Genomic DNA, 26,222 nt, shown 5'->3' on the forward strand with positions numbered 1-26,222 from the left:
TATGAAAATTAAAATAGTACTGCTTTCGAGTATTCTCGTTCTGCTCTCTGCATGCGGAGGGGAGCCCACCCACACGGATTTTGGCTTAGCGAAAGTCTCAGTGATGAATATTGAAGAGACTATCAAGGGTGATAGCCTCTATTTCCCTGCGGTTGCCAGTGCAGCAGAGCGATCTCATTTGAGTTTTCGTGTGGCTGGTGAAGTGAGCAAGGTCTATGTCAAAGAGGGCGATAGAGTAATGAAAGGTGCGCTCATTGCTGAATTGGATCCGACAGATTATCAACTTGAAGTCGATAATGCCGCTGCCCGTTACTCTGTCATCAATAGCCAACATCGTCGTTCAAAGCCCCTAGTGAAGAAAGGGCTGTTGGCTAAATCTCAATTTGATGAAATTGCGGCACAGAGGCTGATTGCTTTGGCGGAATTAGAGTTAGCACAATTGCGTCTATCTTTTACTCATCTAAAAGCCCCTGTTGATGGCATTGTTTCGCGTGTTTCAGTCGACCAATTTGAGAATATTCAAGTCGGACAGAATATCGTTAATATTCATAGCATTAGCCATGTTGAAGTATTAATCCAACTGCCAGACCGAATTTATGTCAAACAGCCGGATCAAGACCGTTTGTCGCGTATCGATGCGATAGTTAAAGTGCCTAGTGGTAAGGAATATCATGCATCGATTAAAGAATTTACCACTGAGCCAGATCCACGAACAGGTACCTTTAACGTGACATTGTCACTACCAATGCCAGAGGAAGAATTTATTCTTGATGGCATGGCAGTGGAAGTTACTTCACGAAGTGAAGGGGTAGGGCTTGAACTCAAACAGGGGGTGCAAGTACCGATAGAGGCCATTTTCAATCAAGACGGTGATGCGCTTGATCGTCAAAGTAAGTTTGTTTGGCTGGTGAATAGCGATAACACGGTAACGAAGCAACAAATCATCATCGGAAAGGCGAGCCAGAACTCGATACAAGTGCTATCGGGCTTAGAGGCGGGGCAAAAAATCGTGACAGCTGGTATTTCACGATTAACAGAGGGAAGTAAAGTCCAAATAATCGCCAAGGAGGTGGGCAATGAATAATAAAGCAGAGATCCCTCAAGATGATGACAGCATAACTGGTATCGCCGCTTACTTTATTCGTAATCGGGTGATCAGTTGGATGATAGCGCTTATCTTCTTAATTGGTGGTATTGCCTCTTTCTTTGGTTTAGGCCGTTTGGAGGATCCAGCGTTTACCATTAAAGATGCCATGGTAGTCACGACATACCCAGGTGCCACGCCTCAGCAAGTGGAAGAAGAAGTGACTTACCCTCTGGAAAAAGCCATTCAGCAACTGACGTATGTTGATGAAATAAATTCTATTTCCAGCCGTGGGTTATCACAAATCAGCGTGACGATGAAAAACAACTATGGTCCCGACGATTTACCGCAGATTTGGGATGAACTACGCCGAAAAGTGAATGATTTAAAAGGTGCGTTACCGCCGGGGGTTAATGATCCACAAGTTATCGACGATTTTGGTGATGTTTACGGCATTTTGCTCGCAGTGACGGGGGAAGGCTATAGCTATAAAGAGCTACTTGATTACGTCGACTATTTACGGCGAGAACTGGAATTGGTTGACGGCGTCAGTAAGATTTCAGTCACTGGTGAGCAGCAAGAGCAAGTCTTTATAGAGATTTCTATGAAGCGGTTGAGTAGCTTGGGTTTGGCGCCAACGACGGTATTTAATCTACTTTCGACACAAAACATTGTCTCAACTGCTGGGGCGGTGCGTATCGGTAGCGAATACATTCGTATTCACCCTACGGGGGAATTTGAAAACGTCGACCAACTGGGTGATTTGATCATCACCGAAAGCGGTGCGCAAGGGTTAATCTATTTACGTGATGTTGCCGAAATCAAGCGTGGCTATGTTGATGTGCCAACCAATGTCATTACCTTTAATGGGCAGCTAGCGCTCAATGTTGGTGTCTCATTTGCGCAAGGGGTAAACGTTGTTAAGGTCGGCGAGCGGTTTAACCGTCGGTTAGCTGAGCTTAAATATCAACAACCCGTTGGCGTGGAAATTTCGGAAATATACAGCCAGCCGAAAGAGGTCGATAAATCTGTTCGTGGGTTTGTTGTCAGCCTTGGGCAAGCTGTGGCGATTGTAATTATTGTCTTGCTGTTCTTTATGGGCTTACGCTCCGGGCTATTGATTGGCTTGATACTTCTACTGACGGTGTTAGGTACTTTCATTTTCATGAAGTACTACCAAATTGATTTGCAGCGTATTTCACTAGGGGCACTGGTGATAGCGCTAGGGATGCTGGTGGATAATGCCATTGTGGTGGTCGAAGGGATATTAATAGGTACTCAGAAAGGGAGGACGAGGCTACAAGCCGCTACCGACATTGTGACACAGACAAAATGGCCATTGTTAGGCGCAACGGTGATCGCCGTGACAGCTTTTGCGCCAATTGGCTTATCCGAAGACGCAACTGGTGAGTACTGTGGGACTTTGTTTACCGTTCTACTGATCTCACTGATGTTGAGTTGGTTTACCGCAATATCACTGACACCATTTTTTGCCGATATCTTTTTCAAAGGACAAAAAGCACCACAAGGTGAAGAGGGAAGTGACCCGTATAACGGCTTGTTGTTTGTCGTTTATAAAAACTTTCTTGAATTTTGTATGAAACGAGCATGGTTAACCATGGCGGTATTGGTACTGGGCTTAGTTGCGAGTATTTATGGTTTTACGCATGTTAAACAATCATTTTTCCCATCGTCGACAACACCTATGTTCCAAGTTGATATTTGGCTACCGGAAGGGACGGATATTCGTGCAACCAACACCAAGCTGAAATCGTTAGAAGTTTGGATAGCTGAGCAGGCGGGTGTTGCACATGTAACGACGACCGCAGGTAAGGGCTTGCAGCGCTTTATGCTGACTTATGCTCCGGAGAAAAGCTACGCAGCGTATGGTGAGATCACCACTAGAGTTGAAAACTACGAAACGTTGGCGGATTTGATGAATAACTTCCGTCAGCATTTAGAGCAGAATTTTCCTGAAATTGATTACAAGTTAAAACAAATTGAATTAGGACCTGGTGGTGGCGCAAAAATTGAGGCGAGAGTCATTGGTTCAGACCCAACGATTCTTCGTTCTATTGCTGCGCAAGTGGAGAGCATCATGCATGCCGATCCTGGCGCGACCAATATTCGTCATGATTGGCGTCAGCGGACGAAAATTCTAGAGCCGCAGTTTAATGAGAGCCAAGCGAGACGATATGGTATCTCAAAATCTGATGTTGATGACTTCTTAGCCATGTCCTTTTCGGGAAAATCCGTCGGTGTGTACCGTGACGGCACAACACTAATGCCAATTGTTGCTCGCTTGCCTGAAGATGAACGGGTTGATATTCGTAATATCGAGGGAATGAAAATCTGGAGCCCGGCACTGAGTGAATATATTCCATTACAGCAAGTAACATTGGGTTACGAGGTTCTTTGGGAAGATCCAATCATAGTGCGTAAAGATCGTAAAAGAGTGCTCACCATTATGGCTGACCCCGACATCTTAGGTGAGGAAACAGCAGCCACATTGCAAAAACGAATTCAAAGCCAGATAGAGTCGATTGAGCTGCCTTCAGGCTATAGCTTAGAGTGGGGGGGCGAGTATGAATCTTCTGGTGATGCGCAAGCTTCGCTGTTTACCACCATGCCGCTCGGCTATTTGTTTATGTTCCTCATTACCGTGTTCTTGTTCAATTCGGTAAAAGAGCCGCTCATTGTATGGTGCACGGTGCCATTGGCGATTATTGGCGTAACGACTGGGTTACTTGCACTCAATACGCCGTTTGGCTTTATGGCGCTACTCGGGTTTTTAAGCTTGTCAGGTATGGTGTTGAAAAACGGTATTGTATTGCTTGACCAAATTAATATCGAGATCCACTCAGGCAAAGAGCCTTATATGGCGGTGGTAGAAGCGGCATTGAGTCGTGTTCGACCTGTATGCATGGCCGCGATAACTACCATATTGGGTATGGTGCCTTTGCTACCTGATATCTTCTTTAAGCCGATGGCGGTAACCATTATGTTTGGTTTGGGTTTTGCTACTGTTTTAACGCTGATTGTGGTGCCGGTACTGTATCGACTCTTCCATCGAGTGACGATTCCGAGTTAATCTAGCTTGAAGTGAGTGAGAGAGATTAAACGATGGAACAACAGGATCAAAGTTGCGCTTGGGCGATGAACCACCCGCTAGAACGGGAGTATCATGATAGAGAGTGGGGTGTCCCAGTTTATGATGATAAAACGCTGTTTGAGTTTATCACTTTAGAAGGCGCACAAGCCGGGCTTAGTTGGATCACTATTTTGAAAAAGCGAGAGGGGTATCGACTCGCTTTCGAAGACTATGATCTGACTAAATTAAGCCAACAAGATGAAGCTCGTATTGAACTGATTGTTGAACAGTTTGATGTGGTTAGGCATCGCGGAAAGATAGCGTCGGTGTTTTCTAATGCGAAAGCGACATTGGCTTTGATTGATGAATATGGCAGTTTGTCGAATGCACTTTGGCAGTTTGTTGAGCACAAGCCTAAGATCAACCACTGGCAGGATATGTCACAGGTACCGGTGTCAACGGAAGAGTCAAAAGCGATGAGCAAGTTTTTGAAAAAGCGCGGCTTTAAATTCGTTGGTGAGACAATCTGCTATGCATTTATGCAAGCAACCGGCATGGTGGATGACCATTTAGTCAATTGCCCGAAAAAACAGAATAAGTAAAAAGAAACCCGCGATTATCGCGGGTTTCTTTTTGAACAATTCAACTCAATGATGAACCGAGTGAGAGCGTGCAACTATAGAGAGGTTGCTTTTTCCAGTATCACTGAATTGTAGCGAGCTAAGCCAGCATCGAGGTCCGCGATAAGGTCGTTTACATCTTCCAAGCCAATGTGAATGCGAACCAATGTGCCTTCAAAATGAGGATGTGCCACGGTTCTCAGGCTATCAAAGCTTTTAGGCTCATTTGCCAAGATCAAACTTTCATAACCGCCCCATGAGTAGCCCATGCTGAAATGTTTCATTCCATCGAGTAATGCCGTGGTGGCTTTCACATCATTGGTTTTGAGTACAAAAGAAAACAAGCCATTGCCACCGGTAAAGTCACGTTTGAAAAATTCATGACCCGGACAAGTTTCCAAGGCAGGATGGCGAACGTGATCAACCTCGGGGCGTGTTTGTAACCACTGCGCGACCTTAAGGCTGTTTTCTGCGTGTTGGCGTAAACGCACATCTAAGGTGCGAATGCCACGCAAACCTAAGTAGGCATCATCGGCTGAAACACACTGACCCATTAAGTAACTTTGTTCACGGAGCTGATCCCAACATTTCTCATTTGCAACCGCCGTACCAAGCATGACATCAGAGTGACCAACAATGTACTTCGTCGCTGCCTGAATGGAAATATCCACACCGTGATCAAACGGAGAGAAGTTCACTCCCGCAGCCCAAGTGTTATCAAGCATGACAATTATCTCATGCTGGTGGGCGATCTTGGCAAGTGTAGGAACATCTTGCACTTCCATGGTGATAGAGCCAGGAGACTCGAGGAATAAAACTTTGGTATTTGGTTGAATTAAATCTTGGATTTCTTCACCGATCGTTGGTGAGAAGTAGGTGGTTTCTACCCCCATCTTTTTCATTATTATGTCACAAAAATCACGGGTAGGTTCGTAGCAGGTATCGACCATTAAAATATGGTCACCAGTTTCGATGAATGAGAGTATGGCATTAGATATTGCAGCAGTACCACAAGGGTATAAGGCACAGCCTGCACCACCTTCAACCTCAACCATGGCATCTTGCAGAGCAAAGTGGGTTTGCGTGCCGCGACGACCATAAAAAAGGGTTTTGTCGGCTCGGTTTATAATGGCATGGTTCTTTTCTGCCACGGTATTAAACACCACGGTAGAAGCACGTTGTACCGGTGGGTTTACCACCCCGTTAGTCCATTTTTTATCGCGTCCTGCGGTAATATATTTAGTCTGTTTGCCTTCTGACATTTTAAGTCCTTGTCTTAATTGGGCTAGCTGATGATTATATTTAAAACATGCTCGCGCTGACAAAGCAAGACTAACCCTTAGAGCGTTTGGCGATATACCCTTTCTATTTGATTGAAGCTGCAGCGGTGTTGACTACGCTCATTCCCCCCTATTACATAGTCTATCTATTCTCATAGGGATGAATTCACTTGCCGCCTACCTGCTGCTTCAAGTTGTTTGAGTATTAAGATAAAAATGACCGAGCATAGGCTCGGTCATTGGTGATCAAAGCAGCGGATTAAATAGGTAGAATGTTCGCTCAAGAAAGCGTGAAAAGATTGAGCGTTCACGCCATGTTTCAAGAGAAACCGTGTGTGATTGGGCAATATATTCGTTTTGTAATTGATACATCTGCTGCGTAAATTCTTGGTCATCAATGGCTAATGTTACTTCAAAATTAAGCCATAGACTGCGCATGTCCATATTAACGGTACCCACCAAGCAAAACTGCTCATCAATCACGACAGATTTGGTATGCAATAAACCACCGTAAAATTCATAAATTTTAACGCCAGCCAACATCAGCTCACTGTAGAAAGCCTTTGATGCCCATTGCACCATTAATGAATCATTTTTATGTGGAATAATCAGTTCTACATTGATGCCTCTTTGTGCTGTCATTTTCAGTGTTTCGAGAAGATCTGTACTAGGTACAAAGTAAGGTGTGGTGATGCGTACGGATTGATTCGCTTGGTTAATGGCTAGGGTCAAAACTTGATAAATCAAATACTCAGGCATGCCTGGACCGGATGGTACTACTTGAATTGGGTGTTTGGAGCTATGTTCGTCAATCTTGCATTCCGGAATAGATGGAAAGGCTCGCTCACCAGTTTCTACTTCCCAATCCCAACAATGAATGGCTGATAGCACGTTAACGGTTGGTCCGGTCACGCGCACCATGATATCGATCCAATGTCCTACCCCTGAATCTTGTTTGAAAAAGGCGGGGTCGACCATGTTCATTGAACCTGTGTAGGCGACCTTCTCATCAATAACAATGATTTTTCGATGCTGTCGAAGATCGAGCCGACGTAAAAATATACGCCATGGACTGACTTCTAAAGCTTGTACCACTTTGATACCAGCACTTTGCATTTTTGCTACCCAGTCACTGCGGAAAAAGCGTGGGCTACCGGCAGAATCAAGCAGTAGCTTAATATCAACTCCGCGATGAGCGGCGAGGATGAGTGCATTGGCGACTTCATCAGCTAAACCACCAGGGTGCCAGATATAGAAAACCATCCGAATACTATGGTGCGCTTGGTTTATATCCTCAATGACCGATCGCATAATCGTTTCTGGCGAATTCTGTAATGAGAGTTCATTACCACTTAGTGCTGGTAAACCTAGGCGGTTATTACACAGCTCATCAATTCGGTAGATATGTCGACCAAAGTTTTCAGGAGAATGGGCGTGACAATTGCTGAGTTTGGAGAACCAATCAATAAAGGGGGCGAGCATTTCTTTTGCACGATCGGCGCGTTTTCGACCGAGGTTCAATTCACCGAACAAGAAATAGCAAGCAACACCGACGACAGGGATGATGTAAATCACCATCAACCAAGCTAAAGAGACACTGACCGCTCGGCGTTTTAATACCACACGCAGAGTGACACCTGCCACCAATACCCAGTACAAAACAAGGCTTGCCAGAGTTAAAAAATGGTAAAACTTTTCCATTAATGATCCTAGTCAGAACAACTAGTTAAATACTAAGCCGAATTGGTCATGGTTAACAACTGAAGCTGAATAAAATGATAGAGAAAACGAAAAATTCTTTTTGTTGCGAAAGTGGGCGGTATTGTTGTTTGCTTGAGCTTGTTCTGTGCTCTGTGTGGCATTTCTTGTTATAAAATGTTTAATTTGAACAAAAAAACAGCACTCAAACGCCGTAAAGAGGGTTTTAAATGGGAATTTAGACTGGTGGGGTTCCAATTTTAATCCCAAACTGTTTTACTTACCATACACAGAGCGTCACACAAATTTTTCTTCAGTGTAAACTTTTTACTACACTGTTAACCTTTAAGACGCCGACATTAAGTAAACACAACAATAAAATAAATGGTGATAATGTGGCTACAACAACTACCACTAAACCCCGCGATAGCTGGGGGTCTAAATTTGGTTTCGTTATGGCCGCTGCTGGTTCAGCAGTCGGTCTTGGTAATATATGGAAGTTTCCTTATACCGCAGGAGAAAGCGGTGGCGGTGCATTTGTTGCAATATACCTTCTATTTGTAATTTTCATTGGTTTTAGCGTAATGCTGACAGAGTTCGCGATTGGACGTAAGACAAGTGTATCAGCCGTTGGTGCATTTAAGTCAACTGACAGACGTTGGACTTTTGTTGGTGTAATCGGCGTACTCAGTGGCTTGTTGATCATGGGCTTCTATCCAGTCGTAGGTGGTTGGGCAGTAGCTTATATCTATAAGATCGCGACAGGGCTACTAAGCACGCCAGAGGCAATTGGCGACAGCTTTGGTAGTTTTATTTCTGACCCAGTACAGCCTTTGATGTGGATGGGTTTATATCTACTATTTAACATTTTCGTTGTGATCCGCGGCGTTTCGGGTGGCATTGAGAAAGCCGGTAAAATTCTGATGCCGTTGCTATTCTTGATTCTGGTATTGGTTGCCGTAAAAGGTTTAAGCCTACCAGGAGCTATGGCCGGTCTAGAGTTCTTATTCCAGCCTGATTTCTCTAAGGTGAATAGTAGCGTTGTATTAGCAGCTCTTGGACAAGCATTTTTCTCCTTAAGCTTAGGTATGGGTTGTATGATTACCTATGGCAGTTACTTGAAGAGAAAAGAGAACTTGGTACAAACCACGGCAATGGTGACCGCAATGGATACTGGTGTTGCAATGCTTGCCGGTGTAGCCATGTTCCCTGCGATGTTTGCATTTAGCATAGAGCCAGCGGCTGGTCCTGGTCTGGTTTTCGTTGTGGTACCACAATTGTTTGCTGAAATGGGCGGCGTGATTGGTTTACTTTTAGCGCTACTGTTCTTTATCGGTTTAAGTGTGGCGGCATTGACTTCTTCGGTCTCACTTCTGGAAGTAGTCGTTTCTTACTTAATTGATGAGAAAGGTATGAAACGTCCAACAGCAGTGCTGAGTGCAAGTGCGGTAATGGCGGTATTGTGTGTGTTCGCTTCGCTTTCGTTAGGCGGTACAGGACCAACGCTATTCTCAACTGGTGCGTTTGATATCTTTGACCTACTAACAGATAAAATCTTCCTTGCGGTCGGCGGTATGTTTGTTTGTATTTTTGCTGGCTGGCGCTTAAATCGTGCAGAGCTAGAGAAAGAAATTACCAACGATGGTCAGATTAAGTTCCCACTGTTTGGCTTGTGGTACAACCTAGTTAAATATGTGATTCCTTTTGCTATTGCTATCGTCGCTATTGCGGGTGTGAAAGCCGGTTTTGATAGTGGCAAAGGTGAAATTATGATGATTGGTTTAGGGGTGATAGGTATCGCTGCTCTACTATCGAAGAAACTATAATGCTGCTAGGTAGGAAAGCTGTGTAATACAGCGTCCTAACTCAATAAATCAAAACATTGAATGCTTGTTGATAGGTCATAAGATCAAATCAGCAAGCATTTTTTTATGTTGAACTTTTATAGCAGCAAAAAAAGTAAACAGGTAAGCGAGGCGATTAAGATATTCATTTTGCTATCAATGGATATTTCTAAAAATTAGTGACTTGGTCGCCATTAATTTACCACCCGTCAAAGAAATAACGAATCATTGCTAAGTGTTTGTTAATACTCAATTCACTATGACTTTGTGAGCTATTATCCAAAGTTGCACAAGTTATAGTGATAGTTGTGTATTTTTATAGCGGTCATTAACGTGACGCATCCCGCAAATGCGTTATTATTTGGCTGCAAATCACAAAAGATACGAAAACTGTTACATAGGTTGCTTTTTAACTCATCGGATGAGCTTCATAATCGCCGCCTTTGCCGTACGTACCCTGTAGGCAAGCATGTAATTATGTCTATTTTTTTGAAGGTGAATTGTGATTTTATCTGTAAGGAAGAAGCTCTACTTGGGCTTTGGTGCCATTTTAGCGCTGTTGACGTTAATGGTGAGTATCATTGCTTATGAAATAGTGGAGTCTCATACGGTGGCGGAAGACGTTCGCACGAATGTTGTACCAGAGGTAGTTGCCTACCTAACACTGCTTGATCAAATGGGTGACGTATATCGTGATGCGGTAGGGACCGTTTCTGGAGTGTCAGGTGCTCGAGAAGGTTATTACAGTAATAAGAGACAATTTGCTGAGGTCTTGCTTGAACTGAAGTCATACCAAGATTCGGGCTCAATTGGCTATCAAAATCTGCTCGAGATGGAGCAGTACATGGAGCAATTTACTCAAGCATTTGAGAGTAAGGCTCTGCCGATGCTTAAAGGGGATTATCGCTATTCAGAAGTGATCCCTATGGTGCGCAGCTACTTTGATTCTTATTTGTTCCCGCTTGAGACCATACTTGACGATATTACCAGCGCGGAAGTCGCAAATTCGAGCCATGTGGTTGGAAGCCTTAGTGATTCATTTAAGACCATCGAATACACTATCGCGGTGCTTTTCTCGATCACCGTTATCGTTTCTTGTAGCGTTGCGTATGTGTTGTCACAATCAATTACAACTCGTTTGACTCGCCTTGAGCAAGTTGCACAAAAAGTGGCTGATGGAGATTTATCTGCAGATTCAATTGTTGATAAATCGGGCGATGAGCTTGCAAGTTTGGCTACTTCGATCAATCGAATGCAACAATCATTACTCTCGTTGATTGGCTCAATCAATACAGTCACGGGAGAGGTCAAGTCGGTGACGTCAGGGCTAACAATAGTCAGCCAAGATCTTGTTCAAGGTGCATCTGAACAAGCAGATAAGGCCCAACTAATCGCGACGGCGTCTGAAGAACTGAGCCTAACAATTGCTGAGGTAGCGCAGCAAAGTACCACCACATATGAGCAAGCGAGTAGCTCTGAAGGTGTTGCAAGCTCAGGTCGAGATGTGATTGTTGAGATGGTGACGAGCATCCAACAAGTCAGTGCGCAGATGGAAGAAATGTCTTTGCAAATGAATGCGCTTGGTAGCCATGGTGAGAAGATTGGTTCAGTAATAAAAGTTATTGAAGGAATCGCAGAACAAACTAACTTATTGGCACTTAATGCTGCAATTGAAGCCGCGCGCGCTGGTGAATTTGGTCGTGGTTTTGCCGTGGTTGCTGATGAAGTACGAGCGCTTGCTGAGCGTACTACAAGTGCGACGAAAGAAGTCTCTGGCATTATCCAAGCCATTCAGATTGGTACTCAAGAAGCCGTCATCTGTACAGAAGATAACCGTCGTCTGGTTGAGCTTGGTGTAAGCCAAAGCACAGGAGCGGTCGGTGCGCTTGAAGAAATTGTTGCAGGTGCTTCTCATGTTCAAAGTATGATTAATTCAATTGCGGCGGCAGCAGAAGAGCAAACGGCTGTTACGCGTGAAATTACTGCGGATATTTCGATGATTAGCGATATCTCTAGCCACTCTTTGAAGTTGGCGAGCGATAGTTCTGGTGATATCAAGCAACTGCATGACAAGGTGCTTGAATTGGAAGCGCTGATGAGCAAGTTTCGTTTAGTTTAACTCAAAAGAAGTCCCAATTTACACTCTGTAATCCGCTACGCAACTGTTTTGGGACAGACCATTTAAGTATATACTCTCGGCTCCTAACTGGAGCCGTTTTCATGTTTGATATCTTATACACCCATAATGACTTTTTGATCATTAATAAGCATCCTGGCGTTTCCGTTCATAAAGATACGGGCGAAACGATGCTGCTTGCAGAGGTGGCAAAAGAGAGTGGCGATAAGCAACTCTACTTAGTACACCGTTTAGATAAGATGACCTCAGGCATTTTGTTACTGGCGAGAAACGCACAAGCGGCAAGTGAGCTGTCAAAAGCTTTTGCTGACAGAGCGGTAGAAAAATTTTATTTGGCAATTGGTTCAAAAAAACCGAAGAAGAAACAGGGTTTGGTGATGGGCGACATGGAACGCTCGCGCCGCTCGGCTTGGAAGCTGATTAATTCTCAGCTTAATCCCGCAGTGACTCAGTTCTTTTCAGCCAGTGCCAGCCCGGGTGAGCGCTTCTTTTTGTGTAAGCCTCATACGGGGAAGACCCATCAGATCCGCGTAGCATTGAAATCGGTTGGCTCCGCGATTGTGGGTGACCCTATATACAACGCAGGTAGTGAGGCTGATCGTGGCTATTTGCATGCTTTTGCGCTCAAATTTAGCTACCAGCATGAGCAATACCAATTCGTCTGTGACCCAAGAGAGTTCACAAGCCTTGGCGAAAAATGGCAAGAGCAAGAAATTCAGCAAGGTATTCAAGCTTGGTTGCACCCTTGGCAACTGGCATGGCCGACAATTAAAAAGTAGTTTTATTGATGCAATCTAATCAAATCCCAGTTTTTCTTAACCATGTGGAACAGCAGCTACAAACCGTTCCAGATGAGGTTCGCCGACTATTTCACGGTCGTGGTCGTTGTTGGCAAGGCTTAGATCAATTGACCTGTGACTGGTTACAAGGTCAGCTAATTGTCAATCTATTCAAATCCGTTGATGAAGAATTTTTAGCGCAATTGAAGTCAGGGCTGTTGGCACTGTCAACATCTAAAGTATGGCAAGAGCGCCAAGGGCGCACAATACTGCTGCAGCACCGTTATGCTGATGGTGCGCCATCAGAAGTGTTGCTGGGCGAGTTAGACACAAGACCTGTTGTTGAAGAGTTAGGGCTTAAGTACCAACTTGATATTGGTCGTAACCAAAACTTTGGCTTATTCCTTGATATGCGTTTAGGACGTGAGTGGACTCGAGACAATGCCAAGCATGCCAATGTGCTGAATTTGTTTGCTTACACTTGTGGTTTTTCGCTCGCGGCGATTGCTGGTGGTGCAGACCAAGTCGTGAATGTGGATATGGCGAAAGCATCGCTGAACAAAGGGCGTGAAAACCACAAGCTTAATGATCATAATCTAAATCAAGTTCGATTTATGGGGCATGATATTTTTAAGTCTTGGGGGAAAATTAAAAAATCAGGACCTTATGATTTGATCATCATTGATCCGCCATCATTCCAGAAAGGCAGTTTTGCTCTAACAAAAGATTACGCCAAAATTTTACGTCGCCTACCGGATCTACTTACCGAGCAAGGGACCGTGTTGGCGTGCGTCAACTCACCTGCGGTGGATTGTAATTTCTTGATTGAAGGCATGGCAGAAGCCGCGCCTGAACTAACGTATATTGAACGACTGGATAACCCAGTAGAGTTTGCCGATATCGATGAGCAAGCTTCTCTTAAATGTTTAGTATTCAAAAAATAACAAAAGCCTCGTAAGAGGCTTTTGTTTTATCTAGGTCCACGGTTCAATTGATGTAAGTACAAGTAGTTAACTGAGCGTTTTGTACCCAGCCCATATCCGTGTAGAGGTAGTAAACCAGCAGGCTGCCCCATACACATAGGCGATTAGGCTAAAGTGTTGGGGCAATAAACAGAACAATACAAAGCAGGCGATGGTTTCCGTACCTTCCGTTAAGCCGCTCATATAATACAAAGACTTATTTTTATAGACAGGATTCTCAATCCCTCGTTTACCCGCCATCACCGCGAACGCAAGGAAACTTGATCCGGTGCCGATAAAAGCAAAGATTAAGAAAGCACCTGCCACCGCATTTTGTTCAGGATTGGCAAGCACGAAACCAAATGGAACCAGTGAATAGAACAAAAAATCCAAACTGATGTCGAGAAAACCTCCAGCGTCGGTGATACCGCGAATTCGAGCGATCGCGCCATCCAAACCGTCACAAATCCGATTGATCACAATAAAACACAGCGCTAAAGGGTATTGCTCTAAAGCCAGAGCAGGCAAGCTCATACAGCCAATGATAAAGCCCAATAGCGTGGTTTGATTAGCCGTTACTCCACGAGCACATAATATAGATGCGGCTTTAGTCAGCGGTGTACGTATTATTTTTATACTGAACTTATCGAGCATTGTTATTCTCTATTATCGATTTTTAGCGGTTAAGTTGTTTAAAATCAGGTCGCGTTATTGGTTTTTTGGGGCTATTTAATGTGTCCCATGGCCAAGTGAACACTTGCGCTCCTTGTGGTACATCATCAATGTCGTGCGTCACCAGCAGGGTCGGAATATTCGCTTGTCTAAGCTGCTCAAACACCCAATCTCGAAACTGGACTCTCAAGGCTTTATCTAGCTTACTAAAAGGCTCGTCTAAAAGGGCGGCTTGTGGATTAGCCAATAACATCCGCAATAAGCTCACTCGCGCTCGTTGTCCTCCTGATATTTGTTCAGGGAATGAATCAGCCAGTTCAGCCAGTTGAACGTTCTCTAAACATTCAAACGCTTGTTGTTTACGATCGGCACGTGGAACCGAGTTTGGCAATGCGAATGCAAGATTTTGCCAAATGTTTAAGTGAGGAAAGAGCAAATCGTCTTGAAACAGAATACCGACGTTACGTTGATGAGGCTCACTATTTTCTATCGCAACACTATTGAGCGAAATTTCGCCATGATATTGGAAATCTTCGGATAAGTGACCCGCGATAAGGTTGAGCAGTGTTGATTTGCCGCAACCACTTGGTCCCATGATAGCGACAATTTCACCGGGAGCTATCTCAATGTTTAAGTGCTCAAGCAGTGGTTTTTCACCCGATTTATAGATGGTGAGGTCGTTTAGACAAAGAGTCATGTGCAGTTCGTTCCTTAACGACAGATGGAGAGCGTCGAGTGGTTAATCGGCTAATAAAGAGCGCAGCAGAGAAAAACAGTAGTGGGAGTAGTGCCTGCCAGAGCGCATAAATCGCAGTTACACGTCGGTCAAATCCACTTGAAAGAGCCACGGCTTCGGTGGTGATAGTGGAAATGCGACCGCCACCCAGCATCAAGGTTGGTAGGTATTGCGCTAAGCTAACGCTGGCACCAACAGCCCAAGCGTACAGTAGTGCAGGTAACAGCATTCGTAACTTTACCATAAGGAATATGTGTATTGGTGACTTGCCCAAGCTCAACCCAGCCTTGGTAAAATTATTATCATAGCTTTTCCATGGACCATCTAAGGCGAGATAGACAAAGGGAAAGGCAAAAAACAGATGTGACCAGATCACCCAAAGCGAAAAGTAATCACTCGCCACATACAGAGTCACTACTTGTATACCAAATAGCATTGAAAGTTGTGGGATCAGCATTGGCATGGCAATCAAGTAGTCGGGTAAATGCCAGCGGTGCTTGAGTTTATATTCATGGGCAACTAGAGCAAGTAACAATGCCAAACTGGCAACCACGGTCGCAAGAACAATACTCGTGATCAATGTGGGAACAACATTACTCCATTCGAATTGCCAAAACCGCAAACTGAATTGGCTTGGAATGAGGTCTGGAAAGCGCCAGCGTTGAGCAAGGCTCCAAATGATCAGTAGCGGTAAAATACTCGTCGCCAGTATTACGGATGTTGATAGGAATGTGATACCCGGAAGAGAAGGTCCACGGCGACCTGAGTATTGCCAGCGATTGCACCAGTTAACCATGGTTTTTTCGACAATCACTAGAGCCCCCATGAGCAAGCTTGCCAGAATGAACAGGACAACGGCTCCTGCCGATGCTCTCGGTAGTAGTGATAAGTCAGGGTCATTGAACCATTGCCACACAACAACCGAGAAGGTTGGAGGGTTGGATGGACCTAAAATTAACGCCACATCGACTACCGAAATACCATAAGTAATCACAGCAAACAGAGCGAAGCGCATTTTGGCGAACCACTGTGGAAATACGACCTTGAACCACATTTGATGCGGCGCGTAACCTAGCATGGTTGATGCCTTGTAGGTTTGTTCAAGCTTGAGTTGCTGTAATACCGGAATGCTCATCAGCAGCAAGAAGGGCAGCTCTTTGAAGGCGAGTGCGAAGGTAAGCCCCAGAGCATACGGGTCATTGACCAAGAAAGCATGGCTACTTGGGTCAGTTTGCCAACCAAACAGTTGGAAAGCGGCGCGCGCTATAAACCCTGTAGGGGCAAACAAAAACGCAAATCCAATGGCGAATGCCACATGGGGTAATGAAAGTAGAGGCGCTAATATAGATTCTACTTTGCGCCAATACTTGCTTAACCAAAGCCTTTGCAAAATAGAAAAGCAAAACAGTGTCGCCAGAAGAGTACTTAGAGTCGCACTGAAAATGCTGGCAAAAATGGATGATAGCAACCCATTCCATTGGGTTAATTGGATATAACCGTGCCAATTTAATTCTGTCATCTCTAGCGGGGGAATATAGCCCAGCGACGAGATGATGACCCCAGCTAAGCCAGGGATCATCGGTACACTGCAAACTAAGATTAAAAAGGCGTAAAAAATTCTAAGCATGTAGTTATCTATTCGACTAGTTTCCGTAGCGCTGCAGCCACTCTTTCTCTAGCGCGATTTGCCAACTAGGGTGAGGTTCAGCGATGGATTTAAACAACGTGGTATTTTTAGCCGAACCTTGTAGATATTGGTTTTCAAGAACAGCAGGATCACCCCAAATATTGAGGTCGCCTTTACGAGACTGTGCTTCAGGGCTGAGCAAGAAGTTGATCACCACTTGTGCGCCTTCTGAAGAGTTAGCATTCCATGGAATGGCGAGAAAATGAATATTGGATAGCGCGCCCGATTCCATGGCATAAGCGGTAGTGCTTGGCGCTAATTTTCCCGTAGCTTGAGCTGAGAAAACCGCATTTGGGTTAAAGGTAATGGCAAGGTCAAGCTGACCATCATCAAGCAATTGCGTCATTTCCGAAGAGCTAGCAGGAAATGTTTTACCTTGACGCCATGCCACTTGATGCAAGCTATCTAAGTATTGCCATAATGGCGCGGTGATAAAGCCAAAGTCGTTTTCATTCACTGGCTGGCTTAGCGATGCGTCATTATTAGTGAGTTCAATCAATAGTGCTTTCAGAAAGCTTGTGCCATGAAACTCAGGTGGACGAGGGTAGCTAATACGGTTGGGAAATGCTTTGGCATAGCTGAGCAGCTCAGCAAAGGATTGTGGTGGATTGTTTAGACGCTCTGTGTCGTGAATAAAAACCAATTGTCCCACACCCCAAGGTGCTTCGAGCCCTTGAGTTGGTTCTGAAAAGTCACTATCAACAGGCAGTGATTTATCTACGAATTGCCAACTTGGCAGTTTCTCAACAAATGGACCATAGAGTAGGTCATTGTTTTTCATGGACTTAAAGTTTTCACCATTAATCCAAACCATATCAACACTGCCGGCACTGTTTTTTCCTGCGGCTTTTTCGGCAATTAAGCGTGATGTTGTTTCGGCAATATCCGTGACTTTTACATGCTTAAGAGTGATGCCGTATTGAGAGTCTACTTCACTAGCAACCCAGCGAAGATAGTTGTTGATCTCTTGGCTGCCACCCCAAGCGTGAAAATAGACCGTTTGGCCTTTGGCGCTATCTGTTGTGTTTTGCCAGCTATCAGCAGCGACACTGGTAAAGGGTATAAATAAAGTGAGTAGAAGGGTAAACAACCTTGTCATAATGCTTCCTATGAAAATGGAGTGCTTGATGAATTGCTAGACCGGGGTAAGCAATGATTTCATTCATTATGACCTAAAAAACTTGAATTTTTTTATATATTTGTGTGGCTTGTTACTTAGTTGTTCTAAAATTGTGCGGTGATATAAAAAAGAGCAGCGATTGGCTGCTCTTATTTCTAAAACGGGTAATTAGTTTTTCCAATCACTAAGTTTGAATTCTAAAGTATGAGCTTCGCTAGTTAGCGTAAGGCTATCTTTAGTCAGAGTCATATCACTCCAATCTGAAAGCGTTTTAGAGAACGCGCTTTCAACATTCATTGACTCGCCCATGCACATTTTCATGGTCATGCCCATTTTTTCAATGCGGAACTGGTTGTCTTTAAGCTCAGCTTGACCAAAAAATGTGTTACAACCGGCGTTGCCGTTTGCTGTCATTTTTTCGCCTACTTCTAAGTTCGGTGCTTGTTGGCCTTCCTCAACTTGGATTGCTTTACCATCTACTTGGGTAAGCGTCCAGTTGTGGTGTTGTAGATCAGCTTGAGTAATAGTTTTCACATCATCACCATTGGTTGCGCAAGCAGTCACGAGAACAGGAAGAGAAAGCGCAGCAAGCAACGTTTTTAAACTAAGCTTCATAGTATTAAACTCCAAAAAACAATAAGGTATATCTATGTACACCACGATGACTTTCATCGCCTCTTATTATAGGCAACAAGTTGGTAATTGTGTCAGTATTTAGTCATGGTTTTTTGTTTTAATTATCAAATTCACTGGCTTATGGAGGAAGTATGGAGCAATTAGAGTTTTTTACTGTACCGAGCCCATGCGTTGGCGTCTGTAATGTTGATGAGAAGGGGTATTGCATGGGATGCATGCGTAAAAGAGAAGAGCGTTTTAATTGGCTATCAATGACACCCGCTCAACAATTGCATGTGATAAAACTGTGTCGCCAACGTTATCGACGAAAAATGCTTGCAAACTCTGCTGCGGATAATTCCTCGCTGATTGAGGTCAATAATCCACAGCAAAATCTATTTGATGAGTGATTTTAGGTAGGTAATAAAGCCGCTGCGTCGATTATTTCATACCCCATTTATCGCTTACCCAGCCACCCGCTTGGTCATCAAAGTGACAACCAGAAAAGCGCTGATTCGCGTCAATGCTCCTATCTATATCAGGTTCATCATCAATCATTTTTTGTATATAGGTAGCTAAAGGATCACCGCTGTGCAGTCGTTCCTGCCTAGTCGCAACTTCTTTAATTATTTGAAGACGATAAGAGTTACTGGCACGTTTCATAGCGATGTCCTTTGTTGATCAGCCTCTAAAAAATTTAGAACTGTAGAGAAACACCGTCAATTAAGATTTAGATATTTTTTCTATAAATTGATTGATAATTAACCGTTAATCGCTGTTAATGAATGGTTAATTGTTATATTTGCCATACATTTAACTACGATTGTGAGTGGCTTAAGTGAAAGAAAAAATTCATACAACTGTAATCGTCAAATAACGATTGGCAAAATAATGTGGGTGAGGGCAAATTTAATCAAGGTAGGCAGTGTGCTTTGCCGTACTAACAAAGCACACCTAGAAATAATATTTTTATTGAGTTTTGCAGCTCTCTTTGGTTACAAACTCATCGAGCATGAGTTGTCCGCGACTATTACGCATCTTCAAACGGTAGCTCAAGCCGGCTTCGAGATTTGCTTTCGTGTCTTTATGCGAGCAGTAGTAACTAATACCATTACTGAGCACTAGATTTATTGGTTTAGCCCCTGCTTGGTCTTGGTTATACACCATCATTATCTCTATTGTGCTGCCTTTGGCATTCGCTCGCATAATAGAGAGGGGACCCGCTTCAAGCGGAAGTTCTGCGGAAAGCACACTTGCGCGATTGTTGGCTAGCAATTCTAGCTGCTGTTGATCTGAATTACTGGCGCAACCAGCGAGTGCCACCAAAGTTACTAGGGTAGCAAAAACACGGGTTTTCATGATTAGAATACTTTCTTAAATGGCTTAACGATGACGGATTGATAAACACCGGCCTCAATATAAGGATCAGCGTCAGCCCAGCCTTGGGCATCTTGTAGAGAATCAAATTGTGCGATAACGGTTGACCCTGTAAACCCGGCATCTGCTGGATTTTCTGAATCGATTGCAGGCATAGGCCCGGCAGTGAGAAGTCGCCCTTCATCTTGCAGAGTTTGTAGTCTAGCTAAGTGTTCTGCACGAACCTTTAGGCGTTTCTCAAGTGAATTTTCTACGTCTTGTGAAAAAATGACATACCACATGCGGACTTCCTTTTGATTGGTATTGATTGAACGATTTAACTCTAACTTAATGTTGAGTGTTACAAATGGTCAGTTATCGAAAGTGTGATTGAATTTATAGTTTGTTAGCAATTGATTGCTCGTGGTTTGCCATTACCGTCGATGGCAACATAGTTGAAAGTGGCATCACAAACCATATAACGATCTTCTAAGCCATGTTCTTTGACGGGTTTTACCCACACTTCCAGATCAATGCTCATCGAGGTGCGACCAATTTTCGTACAGTCCCCATAACAGCAAACAACATCACCGACACGGACGGGTTTTTTGAATGTAATGCTAGATACAGAAACCGTAACGATACGTCCGCCAGAAATCTCTTTGGCTAAGATACCGCCCGCTAAATCCAACTGTGACATAATCCAGCCACCAAAAATATCACCATTGGCATTGGTGTCGGCTGGCATTGCGAGGGTTCGCAGAAGAAGCTGCCCTCTAGGTGAGAAAATTTCCTGACTCATTTTGACATCCACAACATAATGACGTTATTACAACGAGTGAACAGTACGTTTCACATTTAAAAAGCGACCAGTATTGGTCGCTTTATAGAATAATTATACCTTACTACCCAGATGAAGGGAAAACCATCTGTGAGCGATGCGGTTATTCTTCCTGGCTTTCTTTCGGAAGGTGCTTGTAGATATAGATTCCCGATAGAATAGTGAAGCCAAACGTGGCTGCGAGCAAACCGAATACTTTAAAGTTAACCCAAACATCGAGTGGTAGTTCATGCGCGACATAGATATTTAATACCGCACAAAATGCAAAGAAAGCCACCCATGCCCAAGTTACTTTTGCCCAAACGGGCTCTGGTAAGGTGAGTTCTTTACCTAGCATGCCTTTGATGGCTGATTTACCGATCATGTGGCTGATGGTTAAGCCAATGGCGAAGATGGCATAGACAATGGTGACCTTCCACTTGATGAAGTTGTCATCGTGAAGAAAAATTGTCATGCCACCAAAGATAGCGACCATTACAAAAGTAATCAGCTGCATTTTTTCGACTTTTTTGTACAAAGCAAAAGTGAGTACTATTTGGATAGCGCTGGCTACGATAAGTGCTCCTGTTGCTACGTATATGTCGAATAGCTTGTAGAGCACGAAAAAGATAATCAGCGGGATGAAGTCTATCAGTTGTTTCATTAGTCACATCAATTTATATCGGGATACCGTCAGTCTACCCAAATCATGGGTTAAGACAAAGTAGTTCGTGGCATTATGAAACATTCTATCAAAATGAGAATCATTTTTGATGAGGGATAGATGCCTTCATTTCTTCCAAATATCCTTCACATCGCAGGCTGTCAACTGCGGAAACTAGCTCTTCATCGCTCATCGCAGAACAGCTTTCTTTACCAATGATTAAGCTTAGATACTGAGGGAATTCAAGCTCACTGAATTGACCGAGACGGTCGATGAGCAAGCATTCGATACCGTGATGAATAAGACCATAATAAGTATGACGATTCATAGTGATGCCTCCTAGTAAGATCCGGCAAGTAATTACCGTTCTGATGGACACCTTATTCAAAGCATATAGAATGCCAACATTATTAACTTGAATCAGCAAAACCGCGTTTCGGGAGTTAACGCAGTGTTTGTTTTCTCAATGTGCAACAAACTTATGCCAACGCAGCCTCTATGGTTTGCTGTAACTCTTTTTTGGTGGTTGGTTTGGATAAGCGACCGTCCATCGTTTGACTAATTTTTTCTAGTTCGATCTTTCCAGATTCGCCAGAGAGTGCATAAATGGGCAGGTTTGGATGTGTTTTCTTAATGCACGTCGCGGCTTCAAAACCATTCATTACGGGCATTTGTACATCCATTAAGATGAAATCTACCGAATTTCCGTCAAGTATATCGATAGCCACTTGTCCGTTATTTGCCAGGATTACGTCATAACCTAATTGTTGCAGTAGCAGTTTCACTAATTGCCTTTGTACTTCTTTATCGTCTACGACCATGACGGTGGGGACGTTAATATTGGCGGTTAATTCTGCACTATCATGGCTTGTTGATGATTCCGTCTCTCTTTGCATTGCTGGAAGGCTAGTAGGCGGTGATGCCAGAGTACTAGCTGGAAAAGAGAGGTGAAACTCGGTGTATTCGTCGAGTTTTGAGTAACATTGTATTGATCCGCCAAACGACTTCATTACACGTCGACAATACCCAAGTCCAAGCCCACTGCCACCACTTTTGCTATAGGTAAAAAAGTCATCAAATATACGATTGAGCAGTGAGTGGGGGATCCCTGGTCCGGTATCTCGGATAACTAAGAAATTTTCATATTTACCTAATAAGGTTGTAATCACTACACGGCTTTCAGGGTAAGAGTCGAAATAGTAAATAGCATTACGCAACAAATTAAAAATGACGAAGTTAAACAAGGTCTCATTGACCTTGGCACTAAAATCAGGGCTGATGTCGACTTTAATTCGCTCTCGAATAACCTCCGACTCATAGGCGTAGCGTTCTACCGCTTGGGTAATGGAATGTCGAATAGATGTGTCACAAGTGGGCTCTTGTTCAAGCGATGAGTCATTGACTTCACGTAGAATGATGTCAATTAACTGGCGCCCTCGGTCGATGGCCATTTGTCCTTTGGAGAGTTCGAGATCTAGCTCTTCTCGACACGCGTTATGATGTAACTTAGCCTCCAATATCTCAAATTGAAATTGGACTTGGGCAAGAGGGTTGCGCATCTCATGGGCAATAGAATTTGCTAAGGCTTGGGCTTGGTGTACTTTTCGGTCAGCATTAATATAGCCTTGCGCTTTAACAAGAACATGCTGCAACGCTTTTATCTCTTCATAAAAGTAAATTCCCCCACCTTGCTTTTTCTTGGCGAGTAACAAATGACTCATGTTGTTGTTGTCATCGAAGATAGGCAGCACCAACGCCACGTTGTCAGCGTGCATTTTGTCATAGATTTTTTTCGACAGTTGGTTGTTTTCACTATTGGTTATAACGATCTCTTCAATCTCTTCAAATATCAGCACGCTATTTTGGTTATACAGTTGTGATGTATAGAGCTTCTCGTCTTGCAGGTTAGAAACCAACTGTAAATCATGTTGTTCAATTCCCAAGGCTTTCGCTATTTCGATGAAGGCATTGGCAGTCGATTTTTGAAATTCATGGTTCAGTGAGCGGATCTGATGGTCTGGTGACAGTTTTTGACCATAGACCAACCGGCTTGAGTATCGGAGCGTTGATTTATATATTTTGTTCCAAGTAAAACCAGTCACAAGGCAACTGACAATAATGACGACAGTGAAGTCGTTGGTAGAGAGGGCATTCACAACCGTCACTATTGGGGTGATGATTACAATGCTGGTCAAGGTGATTGCTATTGCAGAGTAAGCAACATGCTTATTACTATAAAAACGCGATGTGAGTAGGCCATAGCCTATCAATAGCATTTCACTTACTGCCAGAGTTGGTGGTAACCAGACCAGTGAAAAATCGCCCCATAACAGTGGGATGACACCATGCATGACGATGGTTGAGACCATAAATACACATATGCCCGTGAGCATATATAACGACTTAATTAGGTGTAACGCACGTGCTCTTTTTGAGTAAAGTAAGATGTTACGGACGGTGAGCAGCAGTAGAAATACCACCGAGCTGAAGAACCACGTTGCCATCGGACCAACTTCAATAATGAACGAGCCAATACCCTTGACTGAGACCGCAGAAATCGTTTTACCTGGCTGGAGATTTACATAAAGTGCAAACAGAGTTAAACCGCATAGTATGGCGATTTGTAAGTGGCGAGAACGGCGGGTATCGACATCAAAAACCAGAATGTTAGTGATGAGACAAGCAAAGGCAAATGCTGAAAAAGAAACAAGATTTGCAAACAGAGCAAAATTCAGTACCACCGACTCATCGACCCGAGTGAGAAGTGGTGAATAAAAGAATGTGTTGCTCAATACCCAAAGGAGAATGGAGGTGGAGTATGCAATGTAAGAGAAACCGACTCGTTTATCGAAACTAGAACGCGCGATGCGAAATGATCGAATAAAATAGATAAGCCACCCAGCAATGACTGCCGAGACACCAGCCAAGATGACAAAAATAGGGTGCGAAATTGAATCAAACATTTGCCCACTCGGCAGCTTGGAAGCGCTTTTTCATACGATGATTCGCTTGCAGTTGATGGTAAAAAACGACGGTGACTACATCCATATAAATCAGCATTATGTTTAATTACTACTTTTGTCGTAAATTTATCCACATTTTGACCTCTCTTGTAAACTACAGTCATACGCGTTATGTCGCATTATCTACTAGTTTTTTATCAACTCGGCTCATTTTCGAAGTGAGTAGATAATGGCTGGATGACTGGCTGTAGTTTGCTTTGGCTCAAATCGGGTTATTTTATAGCTGGGGGTGAGATAACCAGATGTAATTTATATACTTACCGAGATCTCACAAAATTTTTGTTTTTTACTGTTAGTCTTATATTTTGTTTTGTTGCTAATTTACAGATAAACGAACTGCTATTATTGACAATTGCTAAGGATAATTTCGTATTTCTGACCAAATTAGTAATTATATCTAACTGATTTGTATGAATTTTCGCTATATTGACATAAAAATGTTGGCGAAAATCATAAGGTTGGCATACACTTCCAATTGATATACCTATGTCATTGATTGACGAGGCGAAATGCTTTGGCGCTGTCGTAATGGCAGTGATGTTTAACACAGCTTTTGAGGATTATTCTATGGCGCTCACAAAAGCCGACTTGGCCGAGAACCTGTTTGAAAAGCTTGGATACAGTAAACGAGATGCCAAGGAAACGGTTGAGGCATTTTTTGAAGAGATTCGCAAAGCGCTTGAGAATGGCGAACAAGTGAAACTTTCAGGATTTGGCAACTTTGACCTACGCGAAAAAAATGAACGTCCAGGCCGAAACCCGAAAACAGGTGAGGACATTCCAATTAGCGCGCGCCGTGTCGTAACGTTCCGTCCTGGGCAAAAACTAAAAGCTCGTGTAGAGACGATTGACGGCGAAAGTTAAAGCGTTATCGATGGATCGATTTCCGGCTGTTGCTTAGAATTTATTTTTGTTTGCACGAATTTTTGTACAAAGCTTAAGTAAACGACAAGTGATAGAAAAACACCCAAGCATGCTTGGGTGTTTTTGCATCTATCGAAACGTAGTTAATCGCGTTTCCATAAAATATGACAGAACTTGTTGTCAGGATCACGGCTTACTAGCAAGCGAGCAAAAACATCATCCAAAACGTCATTTTCTTCGTTAACGAGACCAACACGCACTTCCGCATAGGTTTCTTTGTCAACGTCAAAACCCACGTGTGCTACCCAATCGTCACCTGTTTCAACCAGTTCAGCGGCGCCACGATCTTCAAATTGAGCAGTAAATAGAATGACATCAACGGCTTCGAGGTTATCTGGTGCCATTTCCAAGAAAATGTCGTAAGCGGTGTCTATCACATCATCGTAAGAAATCAGTTCAGTCATAATTATGCACGGCTCATGTATTTACGTTCTGCAGTGTTCACAATGATACGATCGCCAGGTGCGATGTATTCAGGAACTTGTACCGTCAAGCCAGTCGATAGGCGAGCAGGTTTTGTACGAGCTGAAGCTGAAGCACCTTTGATTGAAGGGTCAGTTTCTTCGATTACTAGTTCAACTGTTGCTGGTAGTTCAATAGCAACAGGGTTACCGTCAACTAGAACAACCATCACACCTTGAATTTCTTCAGTGATGAACATTAGATCGTCTTCAATGTCCGCTTTCTTAAACGTGAACTGAGTGTAATCTTCATTGTCCATGAAAATGTACTCGTCGCCATCGACGTAAGAGAAAGACACAGCGCGCTTAAACATATCTACTGTTTCAACAACGTCGTCTGATTTGAAGCGCTCGTCAGAACGTGCACCTGTATTCAAATCAACGCAACGTAGCTTATAGATTTTAGCTCCGCCACGACCACCAGGGGTAGTCACTTCGATATCTCTAATTAGTAGAGTTTTGCCGTTTGAATTGATAGCAAAACCTTTCTTTAGCTCACTTGCCTTAGGCATGAACAATTTCCTTCATATGAGTTATAAGGGCGGCATTATATACCCAAGTAAATGGAAGAAGCTATTTCAACTCGCACGGAAATCACGTGAAATGTGCAAATAGCTACTCGATTATCTTGATTGAAAGGGGACAGTGA

General features: G+C 43.5%; 25 protein-coding genes. 9 read left to right on the forward strand and 16 right to left on the reverse strand.

Going from position 1 to position 26,222, the window contains the following annotated elements; translation table 11 throughout:
• The first annotated feature begins 1 nt into the window (after position 1).
• Genes H2O73_RS09640 through H2O73_RS09650 form a run of 3 tightly spaced genes read left to right on the forward strand, consistent with a single transcriptional unit; the run spans position 2 to position 4,777 of the window.
• Positions 2 to 1,084, forward strand: a complete 1,083-nt coding sequence (locus tag H2O73_RS09640; RefSeq protein ID WP_182108635.1) for an efflux RND transporter periplasmic adaptor subunit — start codon at positions 2 to 4, stop codon at positions 1,082 to 1,084.
• On the forward strand, positions 1,077 to 4,175 hold the full coding sequence (locus tag H2O73_RS09645) for an efflux RND transporter permease subunit (protein WP_182108636.1): 3,099 nt from the start codon (positions 1,077 to 1,079) through the stop codon (positions 4,173 to 4,175). The genes H2O73_RS09640 and H2O73_RS09645 overlap by 8 nt, the downstream gene beginning before the upstream one ends.
• A 32-nt stretch (positions 4,176 to 4,207) precedes the next feature.
• Positions 4,208 to 4,777, forward strand: a complete 570-nt coding sequence (locus H2O73_RS09650) for a DNA-3-methyladenine glycosylase I (protein ID WP_182108637.1) — start codon at positions 4,208 to 4,210, stop codon at positions 4,775 to 4,777.
• A gap of 74 nt (positions 4,778 to 4,851) precedes the next feature.
• On the opposite strand, the gene H2O73_RS09655 is transcribed toward H2O73_RS09650, so the two are convergent.
• Positions 4,852 to 6,057 carry a cystathionine beta-lyase gene (locus H2O73_RS09655; protein ID WP_182108638.1) on the reverse strand — a complete coding sequence of 402 codons (1,206 nt, stop codon included), beginning with the start codon at positions 6,055 to 6,057 and terminating at the stop codon, positions 4,852 to 4,854.
• Positions 6,058 to 6,321: 264 nt separating this feature from the next.
• Positions 6,322 to 7,776: a cardiolipin synthase gene (gene cls / locus H2O73_RS09660; RefSeq protein WP_182108639.1), complete on the reverse strand. Its 1,455-nt coding sequence runs from the start codon at positions 7,774 to 7,776 to the stop codon at positions 6,322 to 6,324.
• A 392-nt stretch (positions 7,777 to 8,168) separates the two neighbouring features.
• Here cls and H2O73_RS09665 point away from each other — a divergent pair, with 392 nt between their 5' ends.
• From H2O73_RS09665 to H2O73_RS09680, 4 genes are all read left to right on the forward strand, one after another.
• Positions 8,169 to 9,599 (forward strand): sodium-dependent transporter, encoded by a 1,431-nt coding sequence (locus H2O73_RS09665; protein ID WP_182108640.1) that lies wholly within the window; start codon positions 8,169 to 8,171, stop codon positions 9,597 to 9,599.
• Positions 9,600 to 10,119: 520 nt separating this feature from the next.
• Complete coding sequence (locus H2O73_RS09670; protein WP_182108641.1) at positions 10,120 to 11,736, forward strand: methyl-accepting chemotaxis protein; 1,617 nt, start codon at positions 10,120 to 10,122, stop codon at positions 11,734 to 11,736.
• A 101-nt stretch (positions 11,737 to 11,837) separates the two neighbouring features.
• Complete coding sequence (locus H2O73_RS09675) at positions 11,838 to 12,533, forward strand: TIGR01621 family pseudouridine synthase (protein ID WP_182108642.1); 696 nt, start codon at positions 11,838 to 11,840, stop codon at positions 12,531 to 12,533.
• Positions 12,534 to 12,541: 8 nt separating this feature from the next.
• Positions 12,542 to 13,477, forward strand: a complete 936-nt coding sequence (locus H2O73_RS09680) for a class I SAM-dependent methyltransferase (protein WP_182108643.1) — start codon at positions 12,542 to 12,544, stop codon at positions 13,475 to 13,477.
• A gap of 66 nt (positions 13,478 to 13,543) precedes the next feature.
• On the opposite strand, the gene H2O73_RS09685 is transcribed toward H2O73_RS09680, so the two are convergent.
• From H2O73_RS09685 to H2O73_RS09705, 5 genes are all read right to left on the reverse strand, one after another.
• Entirely contained in the window at positions 13,544 to 14,149 is a 606-nt protein-coding gene (locus tag H2O73_RS09685; protein WP_182108644.1) for a CDP-alcohol phosphatidyltransferase family protein, read from the reverse strand.
• Positions 14,150 to 14,171: 22 nt separating this feature from the next.
• Entirely contained in the window at positions 14,172 to 14,864 is a 693-nt protein-coding gene (locus H2O73_RS09690; protein ID WP_182108645.1) for an ATP-binding cassette domain-containing protein, read from the reverse strand.
• Entirely contained in the window at positions 14,830 to 16,530 is a 1,701-nt protein-coding gene (locus tag H2O73_RS09695; protein WP_182108646.1) for an ABC transporter permease, read from the reverse strand. Before H2O73_RS09695 ends, H2O73_RS09690 begins: the two co-directional genes overlap by 35 nt.
• Positions 16,531 to 16,546: 16 nt before the next feature.
• Positions 16,547 to 17,689: an ABC transporter substrate-binding protein gene (locus H2O73_RS09700; protein WP_182108647.1), complete on the reverse strand. Its 1,143-nt coding sequence runs from the start codon at positions 17,687 to 17,689 to the stop codon at positions 16,547 to 16,549.
• A 189-nt stretch (positions 17,690 to 17,878) separates the two neighbouring features.
• Positions 17,879 to 18,325: an META domain-containing protein gene (locus H2O73_RS09705; RefSeq protein WP_182108648.1), complete on the reverse strand. Its 447-nt coding sequence runs from the start codon at positions 18,323 to 18,325 to the stop codon at positions 17,879 to 17,881.
• A gap of 152 nt (positions 18,326 to 18,477) precedes the next feature.
• On the opposite strand from H2O73_RS09705, the gene H2O73_RS09710 reads away from it, so the two are divergent.
• Complete coding sequence (locus H2O73_RS09710; protein ID WP_182108649.1) at positions 18,478 to 18,735, forward strand: DUF1289 domain-containing protein; 258 nt, start codon at positions 18,478 to 18,480, stop codon at positions 18,733 to 18,735.
• A gap of 31 nt (positions 18,736 to 18,766) precedes the next feature.
• On the opposite strand, the gene H2O73_RS09715 is transcribed toward H2O73_RS09710, so the two are convergent.
• From H2O73_RS09715 to H2O73_RS09745, 7 genes are all read right to left on the reverse strand, one after another.
• Positions 18,767 to 18,988 carry a hypothetical protein gene (locus H2O73_RS09715; RefSeq protein WP_182108650.1) on the reverse strand — a complete coding sequence of 74 codons (222 nt, stop codon included), beginning with the start codon at positions 18,986 to 18,988 and terminating at the stop codon, positions 18,767 to 18,769.
• Positions 18,989 to 19,294: 306 nt separating this feature from the next.
• Positions 19,295 to 19,684 carry a GspS/AspS pilotin family protein gene (locus tag H2O73_RS09720; RefSeq protein ID WP_182108651.1) on the reverse strand — a complete coding sequence of 130 codons (390 nt, stop codon included), beginning with the start codon at positions 19,682 to 19,684 and terminating at the stop codon, positions 19,295 to 19,297.
• A 2-nt stretch (positions 19,685 to 19,686) separates the two neighbouring features.
• Positions 19,687 to 19,983, reverse strand: a complete 297-nt coding sequence (locus H2O73_RS09725) for a YciI family protein (protein ID WP_182108652.1) — start codon at positions 19,981 to 19,983, stop codon at positions 19,687 to 19,689.
• Between the two features lie 104 nt (positions 19,984 to 20,087).
• Positions 20,088 to 20,483, reverse strand: coding sequence for an acyl-CoA thioester hydrolase YciA (gene yciA, locus H2O73_RS09730; protein ID WP_182108653.1), 396 nt, complete (start codon positions 20,481 to 20,483; stop codon positions 20,088 to 20,090).
• Positions 20,484 to 20,625: 142 nt separating this feature from the next.
• Positions 20,626 to 21,165: a septation protein A gene (locus H2O73_RS09735; RefSeq protein ID WP_182108654.1), complete on the reverse strand. Its 540-nt coding sequence runs from the start codon at positions 21,163 to 21,165 to the stop codon at positions 20,626 to 20,628.
• A 100-nt stretch (positions 21,166 to 21,265) separates the two neighbouring features.
• The gene (locus H2O73_RS09740) at positions 21,266 to 21,499 is read right to left on the reverse strand and encodes a hypothetical protein (protein ID WP_182108699.1); all 234 of its coding nucleotides are present in this window, start codon (positions 21,497 to 21,499) and stop codon (positions 21,266 to 21,268) included.
• 145 nt (positions 21,500 to 21,644) lie between these two features.
• Positions 21,645 to 24,128 (reverse strand): hybrid sensor histidine kinase/response regulator, encoded by a 2,484-nt coding sequence (locus tag H2O73_RS09745; protein WP_182108655.1) that lies wholly within the window; start codon positions 24,126 to 24,128, stop codon positions 21,645 to 21,647.
• A gap of 627 nt (positions 24,129 to 24,755) precedes the next feature.
• Between H2O73_RS09745 and ihfA the strand changes: the two genes are divergently transcribed.
• Positions 24,756 to 25,052, forward strand: a complete 297-nt coding sequence (gene ihfA, locus H2O73_RS09750) for an integration host factor subunit alpha (protein WP_182108700.1) — start codon at positions 24,756 to 24,758, stop codon at positions 25,050 to 25,052.
• Positions 25,053 to 25,195: 143 nt separating this feature from the next.
• Here the strand turns inward: ihfA and H2O73_RS09755 are convergent, their stop codons facing one another.
• Complete coding sequence (locus H2O73_RS09755; protein WP_182108656.1) at positions 25,196 to 25,516, reverse strand: HI1450 family dsDNA-mimic protein; 321 nt, start codon at positions 25,514 to 25,516, stop codon at positions 25,196 to 25,198.
• A 2-nt stretch (positions 25,517 to 25,518) separates the two neighbouring features.
• Positions 25,519 to 26,085, reverse strand: a complete 567-nt coding sequence (yeiP, locus tag H2O73_RS09760; RefSeq protein ID WP_182108657.1) for an elongation factor P-like protein YeiP — start codon at positions 26,083 to 26,085, stop codon at positions 25,519 to 25,521.
• Positions 26,086 to 26,222 lie beyond the last annotated feature (137 nt).

It is taken from the genome of Vibrio marinisediminis, assembly GCF_014050145.1.
GTDB lineage: Bacteria > Pseudomonadota > Gammaproteobacteria > Enterobacterales > Vibrionaceae > Vibrio > Vibrio marinisediminis.